The sequence below is a fragment of the Paenibacillus sp. FSL R7-0128 genome, assembly GCF_038002245.1.
Taxonomy (GTDB): Bacteria; Bacillota; Bacilli; order Paenibacillales; family Paenibacillaceae; genus Paenibacillus_AQ; species Paenibacillus_AQ silagei.
Window position 1 is genome coordinate 5,291,490 of sequence record NZ_JBBOCD010000001.1, and the last position, 16,020, is coordinate 5,307,509.

Annotated in this window: 13 protein-coding genes; 10 read left to right on the forward strand and 3 right to left on the reverse strand. The window is 50.1% G+C overall.

What is annotated here, in order from left to right:
• Nucleotides 1–2: 2 nt before the first annotated feature.
• Nucleotides 3–1,145 (reverse strand): DUF2264 domain-containing protein, encoded by a 1,143-nt coding sequence (locus tag NST26_RS22415; protein WP_340951257.1) that lies wholly within the window; start codon nucleotides 1,143–1,145, stop codon nucleotides 3–5.
• A gap of 120 nt (nucleotides 1,146–1,265) precedes the next feature.
• On the opposite strand from NST26_RS22415, the gene NST26_RS22420 reads away from it, so the two are divergent.
• Nucleotides 1,266–2,096 (forward strand): helix-turn-helix domain-containing protein, encoded by an 831-nt coding sequence (locus tag NST26_RS22420; RefSeq protein ID WP_340951256.1) that lies wholly within the window; start codon nucleotides 1,266–1,268, stop codon nucleotides 2,094–2,096.
• Nucleotides 2,097–2,306: 210 nt separating this feature from the next.
• Here the strand turns inward: NST26_RS22420 and NST26_RS22425 are convergent, their stop codons facing one another.
• Nucleotides 2,307–3,074, reverse strand: coding sequence for a response regulator transcription factor (locus NST26_RS22425; RefSeq protein ID WP_340951255.1), 768 nt, complete (start codon nucleotides 3,072–3,074; stop codon nucleotides 2,307–2,309).
• An 18-nt stretch (nucleotides 3,075–3,092) separates the two neighbouring features.
• Nucleotides 3,093–4,889, reverse strand: a complete 1,797-nt coding sequence (locus NST26_RS22430) for a sensor histidine kinase (RefSeq protein ID WP_339310620.1) — start codon at nucleotides 4,887–4,889, stop codon at nucleotides 3,093–3,095.
• Between the two features lie 194 nt (nucleotides 4,890–5,083).
• Here NST26_RS22430 and NST26_RS22435 point away from each other — a divergent pair, with 194 nt between their 5' ends.
• The 9 genes from NST26_RS22435 to NST26_RS22475 all read left to right on the forward strand — a co-directional run bounded on the left by NST26_RS22435 (nucleotide 5,084) and on the right by NST26_RS22475 (nucleotide 15,977).
• The gene (locus tag NST26_RS22435; RefSeq protein ID WP_339310621.1) at nucleotides 5,084–6,427 is read left to right on the forward strand and encodes an ABC transporter substrate-binding protein; all 1,344 of its coding nucleotides are present in this window, start codon (nucleotides 5,084–5,086) and stop codon (nucleotides 6,425–6,427) included.
• 93 nt (nucleotides 6,428–6,520) lie between these two features.
• Entirely contained in the window at nucleotides 6,521–7,393 is an 873-nt protein-coding gene (locus NST26_RS22440) for a carbohydrate ABC transporter permease (protein ID WP_339310623.1), read from the forward strand.
• Entirely contained in the window at nucleotides 7,393–8,223 is an 831-nt protein-coding gene (locus tag NST26_RS22445; RefSeq protein WP_339310624.1) for a carbohydrate ABC transporter permease, read from the forward strand. The genes NST26_RS22440 and NST26_RS22445 overlap by 1 nt, the downstream gene beginning before the upstream one ends.
• A 183-nt stretch (nucleotides 8,224–8,406) precedes the next feature.
• Entirely contained in the window at nucleotides 8,407–9,576 is a 1,170-nt protein-coding gene (locus tag NST26_RS22450; RefSeq protein WP_339310626.1) for a YncE family protein, read from the forward strand.
• Nucleotides 9,577–9,814: 238 nt separating this feature from the next.
• Nucleotides 9,815–10,957, forward strand: coding sequence for a YncE family protein (locus tag NST26_RS22455; protein WP_339310627.1), 1,143 nt, complete (start codon nucleotides 9,815–9,817; stop codon nucleotides 10,955–10,957).
• Between the two features lie 301 nt (nucleotides 10,958–11,258).
• Nucleotides 11,259–12,401, forward strand: a complete 1,143-nt coding sequence (locus NST26_RS22460; RefSeq protein WP_339249783.1) for a YncE family protein — start codon at nucleotides 11,259–11,261, stop codon at nucleotides 12,399–12,401.
• A 19-nt stretch (nucleotides 12,402–12,420) separates the two neighbouring features.
• On the forward strand, nucleotides 12,421–13,566 hold the full coding sequence (locus tag NST26_RS22465; RefSeq protein ID WP_339310631.1) for a YncE family protein: 1,146 nt from the start codon (nucleotides 12,421–12,423) through the stop codon (nucleotides 13,564–13,566).
• A 64-nt stretch (nucleotides 13,567–13,630) separates the two neighbouring features.
• Nucleotides 13,631–14,788, forward strand: coding sequence for a YncE family protein (locus NST26_RS22470; RefSeq protein WP_340979794.1), 1,158 nt, complete (start codon nucleotides 13,631–13,633; stop codon nucleotides 14,786–14,788).
• 34 nt (nucleotides 14,789–14,822) lie between these two features.
• Nucleotides 14,823–15,977: a YncE family protein gene (locus NST26_RS22475; RefSeq protein ID WP_339310633.1), complete on the forward strand. Its 1,155-nt coding sequence runs from the start codon at nucleotides 14,823–14,825 to the stop codon at nucleotides 15,975–15,977.
• Nucleotides 15,978–16,020 lie beyond the last annotated feature (43 nt).

A 16,020-nucleotide genomic window follows, 5' to 3' on the forward strand; every position in this document is an offset into this window, starting at 1 on the left:
CCTTATTCCAAAGCATGGTCCCGCATCACATTCTCGCCGTCCGCGATTCTCCGTGCCGTCCATTTCATATCCTCGCCCGACCAGAAGGGATCAGCAGGAAGCAAGCCCAGCGGCAGGAAAACAGCGGCGCACAGATACAGACTGCCTGTATTAATGTAGCTCTCGGCCAGCTCCGGCTGATAGCCGTAGATTCCCGGCTGCAGCCAGCCGTTCTTATCCAGCGTACCCGGATATTGCATAATCCGGCTAATAACAGCGGTCAAAGCGCAGCGCACCTGAGCCGGGGGCAGCGAATCTTCCAGGAAATGCTGGAGCGCCGCCTGTGACAGCAGCTGAAATGCCCCGAACCGGTAGACAATCGAACGCCCGAGGAACGGATACGTTCCATCAGGGGCGATACTGCGCTCCAGCACGGATGCATATCTCTGCGCCCGCTGCAGGACCAAGGGTCTAAGCCGGGCATACTCCTCATTCTCCTGTTCGAAAAGGGTAACAACATCCAACAGCATCGGCTGAATGACAAAGCTGTTGTAATAATCCCAGTGGAAGTCCTTCCCGTCCCCGTAGACTCCGTCACCCTTGTACCAGTCCATGAACATGTGGACCGCATAACCCACGCGCATCCGGTCATACTCCGGATCGCCCAGCAGGTATAACGCTGCTTCCACCATCGCACTGAACAGCAGCCAGTTGCTGCCGCTGGGAGCGGTCCGCCGCGTCTGCTTGAACGCCACAATCAGATTGCCTTTAACCCGTGTGTCCAGCCGGGCTGTAACCGCTTTCGGTGCCCGCACCAGCGCATGGGCCAGAAATGCCGCATCCACCAGCGGCTGGCCCTCGGTCTTGAATTCCATATAGTCAGGCGATTGCGGATCGACCGCCGCATCAATCGCTTCCAGCATCAGCCCGGCATAACGGGCTCTTAAGCGCTCCTCTTCACCCTCAAGCCCCTGAAGCTCCAGCCAGGGAGCCATTCCGCAAGCCAGCCTTGCAAAAGCTTCCAGATGCGCAAACTGGCTGCGCTCGCTATGAAACTCCGTAGGTAACCACTCTTTCAGTTTCCGTGCGGCGAGCGCCTCCAGGACTGGCGTTCCAATTCGCAGCATCGTATCCAGCCAGTATTTACGCTGTTCTATCCCACTCATCCTAGTTCCACCCTCTCAGGTATTCTTCTTCTCTAGTGTATTGTGGTATTATTGCAATGTCTTTGCGAATAATGATGATTTATTGCGTATATTGTGATCAACAAGAAAGGGGCTGTGACGATGAAGCATGCCCGGTATTATGAAACGTTCGACGGCGATATTCTGGCCGGTATCGGCAATTCTCCGATCTCGCCGACGCGGGATTTCCATATCCATGACCACTATGAAATCTTCCTGTTCCTCGGCGGCAGCGTGAACGGCTTCGTGGACCAGTACAGCTATCCGCTGGTGCGCGGCGACGTCCTGTTATTCAATAATCATGAGATTCATAAAATCATCAACCGCTCCCCCGACCCTTATGAGCGGCTGACCATACATTTCAAAGCACCGCTGGTCTATCCGTTCTGTACGGCAACCACGAATCTGCTGGCCTGCTTCCAGAACCGCCAGCCCGGAGAGAACAACCTGGCCCGGATGGAGGAGCCGCTGCTCTCGGAATATACCGCACTCTCCTCTCAGCTGATTGCCGCCTTGGAACGCAAGCAGTACGGCAGCGAGGTGCTGGCCCTGACGTATCTGATTCAGATTCTGGTGCTGGTCAACGAGCTGTACAGCCGCACCCGTGCCGCCGTGCCCAGCATCATCTCCTCCCATATTCAATCCGCGATGAGCTATATCGACAACCACCTGCACCTGAATCTGTCGCTAGCGCATATTGCCGGGGAGCTGAATCTGGACAAATATTATCTCAGCCATCTGTTCAAGCAGCAGACCGGAGGCACCATCTACCGTTATGTCCTGCTCAAAAAGATCGCGTTATCCAAGCAGCTCTTGTCCGCCGGCAACTCCGTGTCCGATACCTGTTATCTGTCCGGATTCAACGATTATGCCAATTTCATCCGCACCTTCAAGAACATCACGGGCATTCCTCCGGGAAAATACGGCAAATAAAAAAGGCACCGCCTATCCGCATCGCTGCCGTAAAATGAACGATATAACTCGAAGCTTCGTCGTCACTGCGGTGAACATTTGGACTTCCGGCCGCTGTTGTATTTAGATTCCTTGATTAGAATCGCTCTTCGCGGTAGAAATCCAAATACAAAGGCGGTCGCTACCGCTCCTTCAGTTCCAAATTTCCCCTCCGCTTCTTTTTGCTTTTTGTTAGTAACCCCGTTCTCCTCCCCTATACTCCGTAGGACTTACACCCATATAGTCCTTGAACACCTTGGAGAAATAATGCTGGTCGCCGAAGGACAGCGCCTCCGACAGCTCCTTCACCTTCAGCTCCGGCTTGGCTGCGATCAGCCGGCAGGCTTCGGCTATCTTCAGCCGCATACTGTAATGCACGAAGGTCTGGTGCGAATAGCGCTTGAAGATCCGGCTGACATAGGACGGGCTGACATGGAACTGAAGCGCCACCTCTGTGATAGAGAGCTGGGAGTAGAGATGCTGCTGCAAATATTGCTCCAATTGCCGGAACAGCTCTTCGCTGCTCTTAGGCCGCTGCTCTGAAGCGGCCAACACCTCCGGCAATCCCTTCCTACTGCCCTCCTGCTCCTGCAGATGGGCGACCAGCCGCTGCATCACCTCAGCCAGCTGTTCCCGCTCCACCGGCTTCAGCAGATAGTCGAATACCTGAAGGTTCAGCGCTTTGCGCGTATACTCGAAATCGCTGTAGCCGCTGATCAGCACCGCCTTGAGCGCCGGATTCACCTGCCTGCACTGCCCGATCAGCGCCAGCCCGTCCAGCTTGGGCATGCGGATATCGGTCAGGAGGATATCCACCGGGTTAGCCTTGATGTATTCCAGGGCATCCAGCCCGTTCGAGGCGGTGGCGGATATACGGACAGGCAACTCCATGGACTGCATAAGCGCCTCGATATTGCGCAGAATCGGCTTGCTGTCCTCGGCAATGATAGCGGTATACATAGCGGTCCCTCCCCGGTTCTAGTAGAAGTCTTTACTCATAGATGCGATAATCTGGACCGTAGCGCCCTTTTCCCCGTCTAAGTGGTTGTAAATATTGAAGAATAGCCGGTTCCTGTACATCAGCTTCAGCCGGTTCACCGTATTCACAATCCCCATATTGCCAATTCCCGTGGTATGATGCTGAAGCTCATAGACCCCGGAATCCGAGTCCTCAATATTGTCCAGAATGTCCCTGATCCGGCCCGGCGCGAAGCCTTCCCCGTTATCCCGGATTTCGATGGCCCACAGGCCGTTATATACCTTCACCCGCACCTCAATCCTCCAAGGAGGGTCCGTATTCTTAAAAGCATGCTCGATACAATTCTCCACGAATGGCTGAATCACCAGCCGGGGCAGCTCAATCCGCTCAAGCGCACCGTCCCCGTCAATCTCCCACTCCAGATCGTCCTCGAAATTATGCTGAATCAGGGACAAATAATGCCGGGTATGCTTCAGTTCCTCCGTCAATGTCACATGCTGATAAGGGGAGGACACAATATAGCGCAGGCTGTCCGACAGATGCTTGCACATCTCGGTCACTACGCTATTCTTCCCTTCCTGGGCGGCAATACTGATCAGATACAGGACATTGTGGATAAAATGGGGTGCGATCTGAGCCTGCAAGGCGGAATTCCGCGACTTCACTTCTTCGTGTAGCGCAAGCTTTTCCCGTTCGATAGATTCCTGTAACCGTTCCAGCAGTTCCTGAAAAGCGCTATTCAGTTGAATCAGCTCATTGTTGTGGGTACGCGGCCCCGCCTTCATATTCAGGTTGCTGTAGTTCATCCGCAGAATCTGGCTGCGCAGCTTGCGGATCGGAAGCAGCAGGTTGCGGGTCGAGAAGTAAATGAAAATGAACGAGAACAGTATCAACGCTGTAATCAGCAGAATGGAGAGGTATTTCACCGAATTGACCGGGCCCAGCACCACATTCCTGGGATTCACCACATAGGTAGTCCAGCCCGTCTCGGCAGAGCGGTGGTAAGCCACATAGTTCTGGCCGCTGCTCAGATAGATTCCGTTAGCCGGTGCAGATTCAGAAGGATACGCTGCAAATTCAGGGACCTTCTCCCCTTCCCGCAATGCCGGGAAGCTTGCGACCAGCCGCTGGTCCTGATCCATAATATAGACCTTGCCGCCCGCCAGGCCCGCAGCAGATCTGTTCAAATACCGCTGGTCGAGCTGCACCGCCAGATAGCCGAACACCTGACCATTCTGGTTCCTGATCGCCCGCACAAAAGAAATGGCCTCCGCCCCCTGCCGGTACAGTGCGTAACCGCTTGCATTCCAGGTCGGCAGGTTGCTGCTCTCTTCCAGGAACGGCCTTAGTGAGGCCGGGCTATCCGCGTATCCGATATAAGAGGCCACCCGCTCCCCTGTCAGATCATAGATCATCATATCCTCAATGTTCAGACTCGGCCCCAGCGCCTGGAACATGATGTCTTTCAGCCGGCGGCTCCGGGTCAGCCCTTCGAGGGTGAGCTGCGAATAATCCCCGGCGGACAACAGGGTGAACACCTCTTTGTTCGACAGAATCCGCTGGGAGAGCTGGTTCTGGTTATTGATATAGAGGTTCAGCTGATCGCTGACCTGGGCAGCAGCCAGCTTCATTTCGTTCTCCGTCTTGTCCTTGAGCGGCTGGATCACCATATAATTCACGTAGACCAGGAAGCAGCCCAGCACAATCAGCAGGAGCAGCATGAAGGTGAAGAAGAATTTCGTTTGCAGACTGGCCTGAACCCTGCCTCCGCGCAATTTCTGAACAATAGTAGCCAAGCCGAGCCCCCCTGAACCTTAGGATGCTGCCTACTTTACAACCAATCGGGCGAATTGACAAGCCGTCCCGGAGTTCAGAATATTACACAGAAAGAGTCAAGTACAAACATGTACCTTGTGCTCTCCTCATTCTATAATGGGCAATGTAAACGGATTCAAAGACGACAGACAATTCTTACTACGGGGGCGATCACATGAATGGCAAAATGAAAAAAATCGCAACAGGCGTACTGGCCGGTGTAATGACCTTAACGCTGGCGGCATGCGGCAATGGCAACTCAGGCTCCGGCAACGCTTCAGCTACTGACAGCGGCGGCAACGGAAACAGCGGCAGCGGCGGCAGCAGCGGCAAAAAGGTAACCATCGAGCTGGCCATCTCCAAAAGCTCGCAGGATTCGGCGTTCGTGGCCCAGGATGTGCTGGATGAATTCGAGCAGAAAACCAATATCAAGGTCAATCTTCAGCTGCTTCCGGCTGAACAGACGGCCACCGTACTCCAGACCAAGCTGGCTGTCGATGAGGTCCCTGACCTGATTCAATACAATCTGGCGAGTGCTACTACCGACCTTAATCTGGAGCGCAATTTCGAGATTCTCGATAACGAGCCTTGGGTAAGCCGGCTGCTGAACAAGGATGTTCTCTCCGCTTACGATCATGTCTACAGCTTCCATTACAGTCAGGATACCGGGATGCAGGGCGTAGTCTACAACAAGGATATCTTCAAGGACCTGGGGCTTGAGATTCCGAAGAATTACGAGGAATTCCTGGCCGTCTGCGAGAAAATCAAGGCCAGCGGCATTACTCCGGTCTTCATGCCATTCAAGGATAACTGGGCGGCTAATATCTGGCCGGCTGCCGCTTTTGCCGACTGGGCCGCGAAGAATGAACCGTCCCTGTTCGAGGACATCAATGCCGGCCGCAAGAAGTGGTCCGATGTTCCCGAATTCGCTACCTTCCTGGAGCAGCAGTACGAAGTCTACAAGAAAGGCTACACCAACACGGACATTCTCAGCGACAGCTACGATATGGCCGTGGGCAAATTCCTGAACAAGGAAACGGCGATGATGTTCATGGGCGACTGGCTGATCGTGAACGTGGCCGAGAAGGATCCGAATGTGCATCTGGGCCTGTTCGCTATCCCGTCTTCTGAAGACGCAAATCTCGGCGCAAGCCCGCTGGGCGGCCAGCTGTTCATTCCGAAGAAAGCCAAGCATATGGATGAAGCGAAGAAATTCCTGGAGTTCCTTGCCACCAAAGAAGTCGCACAGAAAATGGTGGACAGCCAGGGCTCCGTCTCCAACTTCAGCGATGTCACTACACCGAAGCTTCCCGATTACAAGCAGGAGATTGTCGATCAATACATCACACCCAAGAAGACTACGCTGACCACGGATGCCTATATGATCGTGGACCGCAGCGAGCTGTACCGTCTGCTTCAGGATGAATTTGCCGGCGGTCTGGATGCCAAGGGCGTACTCAAGGCCTGGGACGAGAAATTCAGCCAGCTGATGAAGGACAAAGGCGTGGAAGGCTTTTAAACCAAGTATCCAATCGGATCAACCATACAGCAGGCAGAATGAAGTCCATTCCGGGCTTTATTCTGTCCTGGGCTATTATAGGAGTGTGAAGAGATGAACGTATCCAAGAAGCTGTACTCGTATTACCTGATCTGGCCTGCGCTGCTGATCTATTCGATTTTTTTCGTACTGCCTGCGCTGATCGGACTCTTCTATTCCTTCACGGACTGGAGGCTGGACCGGGAAGCGATCAAGTTCATCGGCTGGGATAACTTCGAGCGGATCTTCACGGATAGAACATTGCTGCTTGCGATGAAAAATACGGCGATCTTCGCGATCGTTACTGTACTCGGCAAAAATCTGCTCGGGATCGCGCTGGCGGTCGGCTTGAACATGAAGCTAAAATCCAAAAATCTGCTGCGGGCTATTTTCTATTCTCCGTCGATCTTAAGCGTTTTGGTTATTAGCATTGTGTTCACGCCCATGCTGCGCTCCGACGGAACGATTAACCGCATCTTCGAAGCTGTGGGGCTGCCTTCGCTGAGCCAGGCCTGGCTGACCAATCCGGCGCTGGTCATCTGGACCGTGGCATTTGTGTCCATCTGGCAGCATACCGGCTTCCAGATGGCCATCTATCTGGCCGGGCTCCAGTCGATCTCCAAGGAATATTATGAAGCCGCCACCATCGACGGCGCCGGCTCCTGGCGCAGCTTCCGCAGCATCACCATTCCGCTGCTGCTCCCTGCGATCAACATCAATCTGATGCTTACCCTGATCGGCGGCCTCAAGGTATTCTCCGAGGTGTTCGTGCTCACCGGCGGGGGACCGGGCAATGCCTCCCAGGTAGTCGGCACCATCATCCTCCGTTCCTTCGGGGAAGGCAGCTGGGGGCTGGGCACAGCCGTCAATACCCTGCTGTTCGCTGCTGTAACTGTCATCGCCATTCCCCTGCTGATCTTCATGCGGCGTAAGGAGGTATCGGAATAATGAGCTTTTCCCGTAAAATGGCCTGGCGTAACTATCTGGTGGAGGGGTTCCTGATCCTGGCCTCGCTCCTGATTATCCTGCCGCTCCTGATTATGCTGTTCGGCAGCTTCATGACCAGCTCCGAGGTACTGAAGTTCTCCCTGCGGCTCCCCGAGGAGTGGAAGTTCTCCAACTATACAACCGTCTTCAAGGAAGGCGGTCTGGGACGGGCATTCCTGAACGGGATGCTGATTACCGGCGTCTCTTCCATCCTGAACATCTTCACCTCCTCGGCGGCCTCCTTCATTCTGGTACGCCGGGAGACCAAGTGGTCGAATTTCCTGTACATGTTCTTCTTCATGGGCCTGATTGCCCCAATGTCCACGATCACCACGATCCGTGTCGTGCAGTGGATGGGCTTCTACGGCAGCATCACCAGCGTTATTCTGATCTACGCTTCGCTCAACACGGCGTTCAGTGTGTTCCTGTACAGCGGATTCATCCGTTCCATTCCGAAGGCGCTGGATGAGGTAGCTTTTCTGGAGGGGGCGAATACATTCTCTGTGTTCTTCAGAATCGTCACCCCGCTGATCGTCCCGGTCAACGCCACCGTAGCGATTATGGTCTTCATGTCCGTGTGGAATGATATCACCATACCGCTCTACTTCCTGACCGACAGCTCGGATTGGACGATGCCGCTCTCCGTGTACAATTTCTACGGCAAATACAGCCGGGACTGGAACCTGATCTTCGCGGATCTGGTATTAACCTCCCTTCCCGTGCTAATCCTCTATATCTTCTGCCAGAAGTACATTGTTAGCGGACTTACGGCGGGAGCGGTCAAGGGATAACCTCAGCCCCTTTTGTGGCTTTGTTGGACAAATGGATTATTCGGGCCGGAGCATTCAGACATAACATACAGCAGACAACCTGATGCGGCATCCGGGAGATCCGGCGCGCCTGCCCATCCGGTTGTCTGTCCGCCGGGCCCGGCGAGTCCATGAGCCAGAAGCACATGAAAGGGGTTTTTAATTATGAATACAAAAATAGCAAACCACAGAAGAAATCTAGCATCAAATTTTAATCCTTACGTGTTTGCGAGTTATGAACTTTCCTATTATTTTGGCTACGTCGCTGTCATTGATCCTGTATACAATAAGGTCACCAAACGGATTCCGGTAGGCCTTAACCCTGGTCCTATGTGCTTGAATCCAAGTGAGGATAAGCTCTATGTAGTAAATACGGGCAATGATTCGGTCACTATCATTGATGCATATAACTTTAACGTTATCAAAACCCTTCACATTGGCTCTTCGTCCACCTCTAGCGCTCCTGTTGCTATCTTCGCTGCTGCTAACGTGAACAAAGTCTATGTAGCCCATTCGGGTAACAGGGCCGTTACAATTATTGACTCCGTCACAGATACGGTTATTAAGCAAGTGGATTTGCCTAGCGGAAGCGGCTACCCTTTTGCCTTTGCCGGTAAGGTGAACAGTCTCTTTGTCTTTGTTGCATGTAAGTCTAAAGATAATGATAAAGGCAAGGTTGTCGCCATTTCCGTTGACGATGATACCGCCCATCCGGTTGGGGATGATACTCCGCTTGAATTTGACGGGACCCACAACCCCTTGACCGTGTACCCAGGCGGAGTGGAGCTGGTCACACTTGGGCCGACTGGCATGTTGACTCATTTTGAACCACTTACAATGGGTCCCTCCAAAACTTCAAGTATGCTGGACAATACGGTATCCGGGATCTATCTGGATAACAATATGTTATTTTGCACCTCGCGGGAAGATAGAGCCTATCTGAAAAAATTCAACAACCTGTTCATGGACCAGCAAGGAAACATCACCCATGATCAATTCACAGAAATTCCTAGCTACAAAGGCCAGGATAAAATCCGTGTTTCAAGTGATCAAAGTACTATTTGCATCACCATTCAACCCACCACTTTCCCGACAGGTGGTCTGCAAATTTACGATGTAAACGCTGCTAGTTCACGGTTTGTTCCGCTCCCTTATGTCGGTGATTTAGCACTTTACGATTACATCATTGCCTATGTAGGACAATTGACTTCGATTCAACCGATTGATTTGGGAAATCCAAGTAATCCCATTCCTGCTATTCCGATTGGCACAAGTCCCTCAGACCGCGTCAACGTAAAGAACATTATTTCCGGTTATAGCAATCAATCCTTGTAATGCACATTTAGTATAAAAATTGAGCTGTCGCTTCAAGTCGAACTGGACTTGGGGGCAGCTCTTTTTTTTACCTTACTGGACATTAGGACTATTCGGGCCGGAGCATCCAGACATAACCTACAGCAGACAACCTGATGCGGCATCAAGGCACAGGACCGGTGCGTCTGCCCATCCGCTTGTCCGTCCGCCGGGCCCGGCGAGTCCACTAGCCAGATCTGCATGAAAGGGGATTTTATCTATGAATATGAATCGAACAGCAAACCGTAACCGAAATACACGGAGCGGCCTTTCTTATGTATATGTGTCTTATGTAAGTATTAATAATAATGGATATGTCGCTGTTATTGATCCCACTACCGATCAGATCATCAAACGGATCTCGGCAGGCTATAATCCTGTCGCTATGTGCTTGAGTCCCTCTGGAGATAAGCTTTACGTGGCGGATGGCCTTGCGAATATGGTCTATGTCTATAGTACAGATACCTTTAACCTTATAGGTTCAGTTCCAGTTGACAACAAACCTGTTGCTATCCTCGTAGAGCCTAGCGGCAAAAAAGTCTATGTAGCCAACTATGGATATCCCTGCCTGACGATTTTTGATGCCATTACTCTTAGTTTCATTGGAAATCTTTATTCTGTAGACACGATGTCTTTCGCCATTTCGTGCAATGAGAATAGCCCTTACGTCTACGTTGCCTGCAACGAAATTCATCCAACAAGAGATTCTACTCTTGCCATTAGAATTATTAATAATGGACCTAATGTGGCGCTTGGCCCAGCAGGACCGGGCACTATACATGACTCGACCCGAAACTTCTTGACCGTTCACCCCAATGGACACACACTGGTCGAGCTTGGAAATATTGGAGCCCTTGATTTTCTTAGTCCTGATAATGGTTTAGTTGCAGCAGCACCGACTAGTTCACTGGACAATACGGTATCCGGAATTTATCTGGACAACGGCTTGTTATTCTGCACGATGCGAGAAGAAAGGAACTTTTTGAAATTATTCAAGAATCTGGATATCGATGTGAATTCGAAAATCACCTATGATGATTACAAAGAAATCCCCAGTTACAAAGGTCAGGATAAAATTCGCACTTCGCTTACGCAAAAGTATATTGGCGTCACCATTCAAGCCACGGATCACCCAACGGGCGGGCTGCAAATCTACGATGTAGACCGTGGCACTTCCCGGTTTGTTGAGCTTACTTCCATTGGCGATCTTGCATTCTTCTCAGACACCAAAGCTTATGTAGGAGGATTCACCTCGGTTCAACCCATTGATTTGACCACTGCAAGACCTCTAAATCCGATTCCCATTGGGACAACGTACTTCAAAGTGAAGAATGTTATTTCCGGTTATAGCAATCAAACCTAAGGGTCATGTACGTTAACGTGGAGCTGTCTCTTCAAGTCGAAACTGACTTGAGGACAGCTCTTTTTTGCCAGAAATGCATTGTTAGCGGACTTACGGCGGGAGGGGTGAAGGGGTAATCTCTGCCCTTTTTGTGGCTTTATTGGACAAATGGATTATTCGGGCCGGAGCATCCAGACATAACATACAGCAGACAACCTGATGCGGCATCCGGACAAAAACGGCGCGCCTGCCCATCCGGTTGTCTGTCCGCCAGGCCCGGCGAGTCCACTATCCAGAAGCACATGAAAGGGGTTTTTCATTCGTGAATACGAATATGGCAAACCGCAGAAGGAATCTATCATCAGATAACCGTTATGTCTATGTGAGCTGTCAAGCTAACGGTTTGGGATATGTAGCTGTCATTGATTCTGTACTAGATAAGGTCATCAGATGGATTCTGGTGGGCAACAAACCTGGTCCTATGTGCATGGACCCTACAGAGAAAAAACTTTACGTGGTTAATAACGGTGATGATTCAGTCACCGTCATTGATACGGACACCTTTACCTCTGTCAAAACCATTACCATTGGCAATCCATTCAAGAGGACCTTTCCTAATGCTATCTTCGCTTCTGCTACAGGCCATAAAGTCTATGTATCCCATGCAGGAGATACGCAAGTTACAATTATTGACTCCCTCACAGATGAGGTTATTGAAACATTGCCAATAGGCACATCCGGAGTTTTCCTCAATTTCGCCTTTGCGGGCAATAAAAATAGTAACTTTGTCTCTCTTGCACGCACATATGATTCGCCAAAGGATAAAATTTTCGCTATCGATATCGACCAAAATGTGGCTTATCCGTATGGAACTGCAGCGGATCTATCCTTTGACGGGTTCCACAACCCCTTCGCCGTTCACCCGGATGGGCACACACAAGCCACGTTTGGATTCTACGGATTTCTCACCTATTTTGACGGCAATGAAGTTGGGATAACCAGAAATTCAATGGTGCTGCAAAATACGGTATCCGGGGTCTACCTGGACAGCAAAGTGCTAGTCTGCACCATGCGGGACGAATATGACTATCTGAAAGTAATTAAGAATCTGTCCATTGATAAGGATGGTGGCGTCAGCTATGAAAATTTTGCGCGATTCCCCAGTTATCGCTGGCAGGATAAAATTCGTCTGTCACGTACGCAAGCCTACATTGGCGTTACCATTCGACCTTTCGGCCCCTATAAGAGCGGTGTGCAAATCATCCACTCAAAGGAAGGCACCAGCACGTTAGTTGAATTGCCTTTTGTCGGTGATCTGGCATTTTCCGGTGACACCAAGGCCTATGTGGGGGAGGAGAGCACGGTTCGTCCGATTGATCTGGCAACTGGAACGGCTCTACCCGCTATCCAGATGGGAGCCAGCGTCGCAAACATTATTTCCGGTTATATCAATCAATCCTTGTAAGGCAAAGGGGATTTCATTCATGGATATGAATAAGGCAAATCACAGCAGAGGTCTGTCATCAGGTCATCCTTATGTGTATGCGAGTTATGAAGTTGGTTTTGATTTCGGATATGTCGCTGTCATCGATCCTGTACAAGATACGATCATCGAACGGATTAGGGTGGGCAGCGAGCCTGGTCCCATGTGCATGGACCCCTCGGAGAAAAAGCTATACGTCATTAATACCCGTGAGGATTCAGTCAGCATCATTGATATTGATACCTTTAAGGTTCTCAATACCGTTCACATTGGCAATCCGTTCGTCAAGTTCTATCCTAATTCTATCTTCGCTTCTCCTAAGGGTAACAAAATATATGTAGCCCAATCAGGTCCGGGCATTACCATTATTGACTTCCTCACAGATGAGGTTATTAAGGATGTGCAACTGGCAGGAGGGATTAGTTGGCCTTTCGCCTTTGCTGGAAATGAGAACAGCTCCTTTGTCTATGCTGCCTGCCGGAGTAATGATGTTATCGCCATTTCCATTGACGACGACACCGTTCATCCGTATGGAGACACAATGGAGCTTACCTTTAACGGGAGCCGTAATCCCTTGGCCGTTCATCCCGATGGGCATACCCAGATCACATTTGGACCTGCTGGTATGTTAACCTATTTTGACAATGATTCTATTGGGTACTCCAGTACGTCAAGTCTGCTGGACAATACGGTATCCGGGGTCTACACGGACGACAAAAGATTATTCTGCACCATGCGCGAAGACAAAAACTATCTGAAAGTAATCGGTAATCTGGCCATTGATAAGAAAGGAATCGTCACCTATAAGAGTTTTGCGGATTTTCCCAGCTACAAAGGGCAGGATAAAATCCGTCTTTCACGTACGCAAGCCTACATGGGCGTTACCGTTCAACCTACGGATTCCCCATTAGGTGGTGTGCAAATCATTGACTTACATGAAGGCTATACCCACTTGGTTGAACTTCCTTATGTCGGCGACCTGGCGTTCTTCTCAGACACCAAGGCTTATGTGGGGGAAGCAAATGCGATCCGCCCGATTGATCTGGCAACCGCAACGGCACTGCCCGCTATCGTGCTTGGGGTCGTTACGGATAGCCTCAAAGTCAATAATATTATCTCCGGTTATAGCACTCAATCCTTACAGTAAACAATTATACGGGTCATTGACCTAACTTATAGCAGATTCAAACACAGGAAAGGGGGATTTAATTATGAACCCTAACAAGGCAAATGCAAACAACAGAAACTTACCCTCAGGTGATCCTTATATCTTTGTATCTTATGAAGTTGACTATCAATTTGGATATGTCGCAGCTATAGATCCTGTAGAAGATCAGATTGTCAGACGGATTCCGGTAGGCGCCAACCCTGGCCCTATGTGTATGGATGCCGAAGAAAAGAAGCTGTATGTAGTGAATACACGCGGGAATTCGGTCACCGTCATTGATGCATATACACTTAACATTCTCAAAACCGTTCGCGTTGGCGCTGCCGGCAGCACAAATGTCAATCCTGTTGCCATTTTCGCTGCTTCTAAGGTTAATAAAGTCTATGTTGCCAATGCCGGAGATCATAGCGTTACGATTATTGATGCCCACACGGATACGGTGATAACAACTGTGGATGTCGGCGTAGGCAGACCTTATGCCTTTGCGGGCAATGAGAATAGCGACTTTGTCTATCTTGCCTGCAAGGTTGCCGATAAAAAAGATTACGTAATCGCCATTACCCTTGACGATGATAATTTTACACAGTTTAACCTGGGATTTGAACTTGCCTTAGACGAAACCCGTAACCCTCTGACCGTTCACCCGGATGGACACACGCAAATCACACTTGGAACGATTGGCATGATTACCTATTTTGGAAATGATGAAATTGGCTTGCCTAACACGTTAAGCTTGCTGGACAATACGGTATCCGGAGTCTACCTGGACAACAATTTGTTATTCTGCACCTCGCAAGGAGAACAATCCTGTCTTAAACGGTTTACTGACCTGGCCGTTGATTGGGAGAATCACATCACCTATAAAAAATTCATAGAAATCCCCAGTTACAAAGGCCAGGATAAAATTCGTGTGTCGCGTAAACAAGAGTATGTTGGCATCACCATTCAGCCCACTACTCTCCCAACCGGTGGCCTACAAATCTATAATGTAAACAGTGCCAGTTCCTGGCTTGTTCCGCTCTATTATGTCGGCGACCTGGCGTTCTTCTCAGACACCAAGGCTTATGTGGGGGAAGCAAATGCGATCCGCCCGATTGATCTGGCAACCGCTACGGCCCTGCCCGCTATCCCGATTGGGTACCCCAACAATGAACGTATCAACGTCAAGAATATTATTTCCGGTTATAGCAATCAATCCTAGCAAGATGCAACTACAAGAAAAGAGGCATTCGTCCGTGAACACAAACCATGCAAAAACAAAGGCAATGTCAAACACAAGGAGCTCCTCAGGTAATTCTTACGTCTACGTCAGCTATGTGTATGATTATGTTGCCGGGTATATCGCCGTTATTGATCCTGCTAGCGACGAGATCATCAGAACGGTTATCGCCGGCTTCGATCCTGGTCCCATGTGCATGGATATTGAAGAAAAGAGGCTTTATGTACTAAGCAGCCAGGGCAGGTCGGTCACCGTATTTGATACGAATACATTTGACAATCTGGCTACCTATCGCATCGGCGAAACAAATAACTCCTACCCTGTTGCTCTCCTCGCCTCTCCTTTGGGCGGTAAACTCTATGTGGCCGATTCCGGTGAAAAAACAGTTGTGATTATTGATACCACGCATGGCGTTACAAAAGATGTCGATGTAGGCCCAGGCAAGCCCTTTGCCTTTGCGAGCAATAAGAACAGCAACTTTATCTATGCTGCCTGTAAGGTTGCCGATGGTGAAGATTATGTTGTCGCTATTTCCCTTGAGGAAGACATCGCTTTTCCGTATGGCAAGGAGATGGGGTTAACCTTTTACGAGGGCCTCAACCCCCTGGCTGTTCATCCGGATGGGCACACCCAAGTCACAATGGGAACTCCAGGGATGCTTGTTCATACAGATGATAAAATTGGTAAGCCGGTTACGACAAGCTTGCTGGACAATACGGTATCCGGCGTCTATCTGGACAACAAACGGTTACTTTGTACCACAGACGAAGGAAAAAGTATTATTAAACAAATTATTGACCTGGCCGTTGATGAAGAGGGAAACGTAATTTACGATTATTATATAGATATTCAAAGCTACAAGGGCCAGGATAAAATTCGTTATTCTCCTAATCAAGTATATGTTGGCGTCACCGTACAGCCTACTACTACACCGATAGCCGGAGTGCAATTCTATACTTCAACCGGTACCAATTTCCCGTTAGTTAGACTTCCATCTGTCGGCGATCTGGCGTTTTCCTCAGACATCAAGGCCTATGTGGGGCTATTCAAATCAATTCGTCCGATCGACCTGGCAACCGTAAAGCCCCTGCCCGCTATCCCGATGAGTCCCATAAGTACTGATAATATCGAAGTCAGAAACGTGATTTGCGGTTACAGCAATCAATCCTGACAGTACGTGGCGCACACAACAGAGCAGCGGCTCTCCGATAACA

Bases quoted from the DNA above. Each gene is read 5' to 3' on its own strand.
- NST26_RS22415 (WP_340951257.1), bottom strand. From the start codon at position 1,145: ATGAGTGGGATAGAACAGCGTAAATACTGGCTGGATACGATGCTGCGA.
- NST26_RS22420 (WP_340951256.1), top strand. From the start codon at position 1,266: ATGAAGCATGCCCGGTATTATGAAACGTTCGACGGCGATATTCTGGCC.
- NST26_RS22425 (WP_340951255.1), bottom strand. From the start codon at position 3,074: ATGTATACCGCTATCATTGCCGAGGACAGCAAGCCGATTCTGCGCAAT.
- NST26_RS22435 (WP_339310621.1), top strand. From the start codon at position 5,084: ATGAATGGCAAAATGAAAAAAATCGCAACAGGCGTACTGGCCGGTGTA.
- NST26_RS22440 (WP_339310623.1), top strand. From the start codon at position 6,521: ATGAACGTATCCAAGAAGCTGTACTCGTATTACCTGATCTGGCCTGCG.
- NST26_RS22445 (WP_339310624.1), top strand. From the start codon at position 7,393: ATGAGCTTTTCCCGTAAAATGGCCTGGCGTAACTATCTGGTGGAGGGG.
- NST26_RS22450 (WP_339310626.1), top strand. From the start codon at position 8,407: ATGAATACAAAAATAGCAAACCACAGAAGAAATCTAGCATCAAATTTT.
- NST26_RS22455 (WP_339310627.1), top strand. From the start codon at position 9,815: ATGAATATGAATCGAACAGCAAACCGTAACCGAAATACACGGAGCGGC.
- NST26_RS22465 (WP_339310631.1), top strand. From the start codon at position 12,421: ATGGATATGAATAAGGCAAATCACAGCAGAGGTCTGTCATCAGGTCAT.
- NST26_RS22470 (WP_340979794.1), top strand. From the start codon at position 13,631: ATGAACCCTAACAAGGCAAATGCAAACAACAGAAACTTACCCTCAGGT.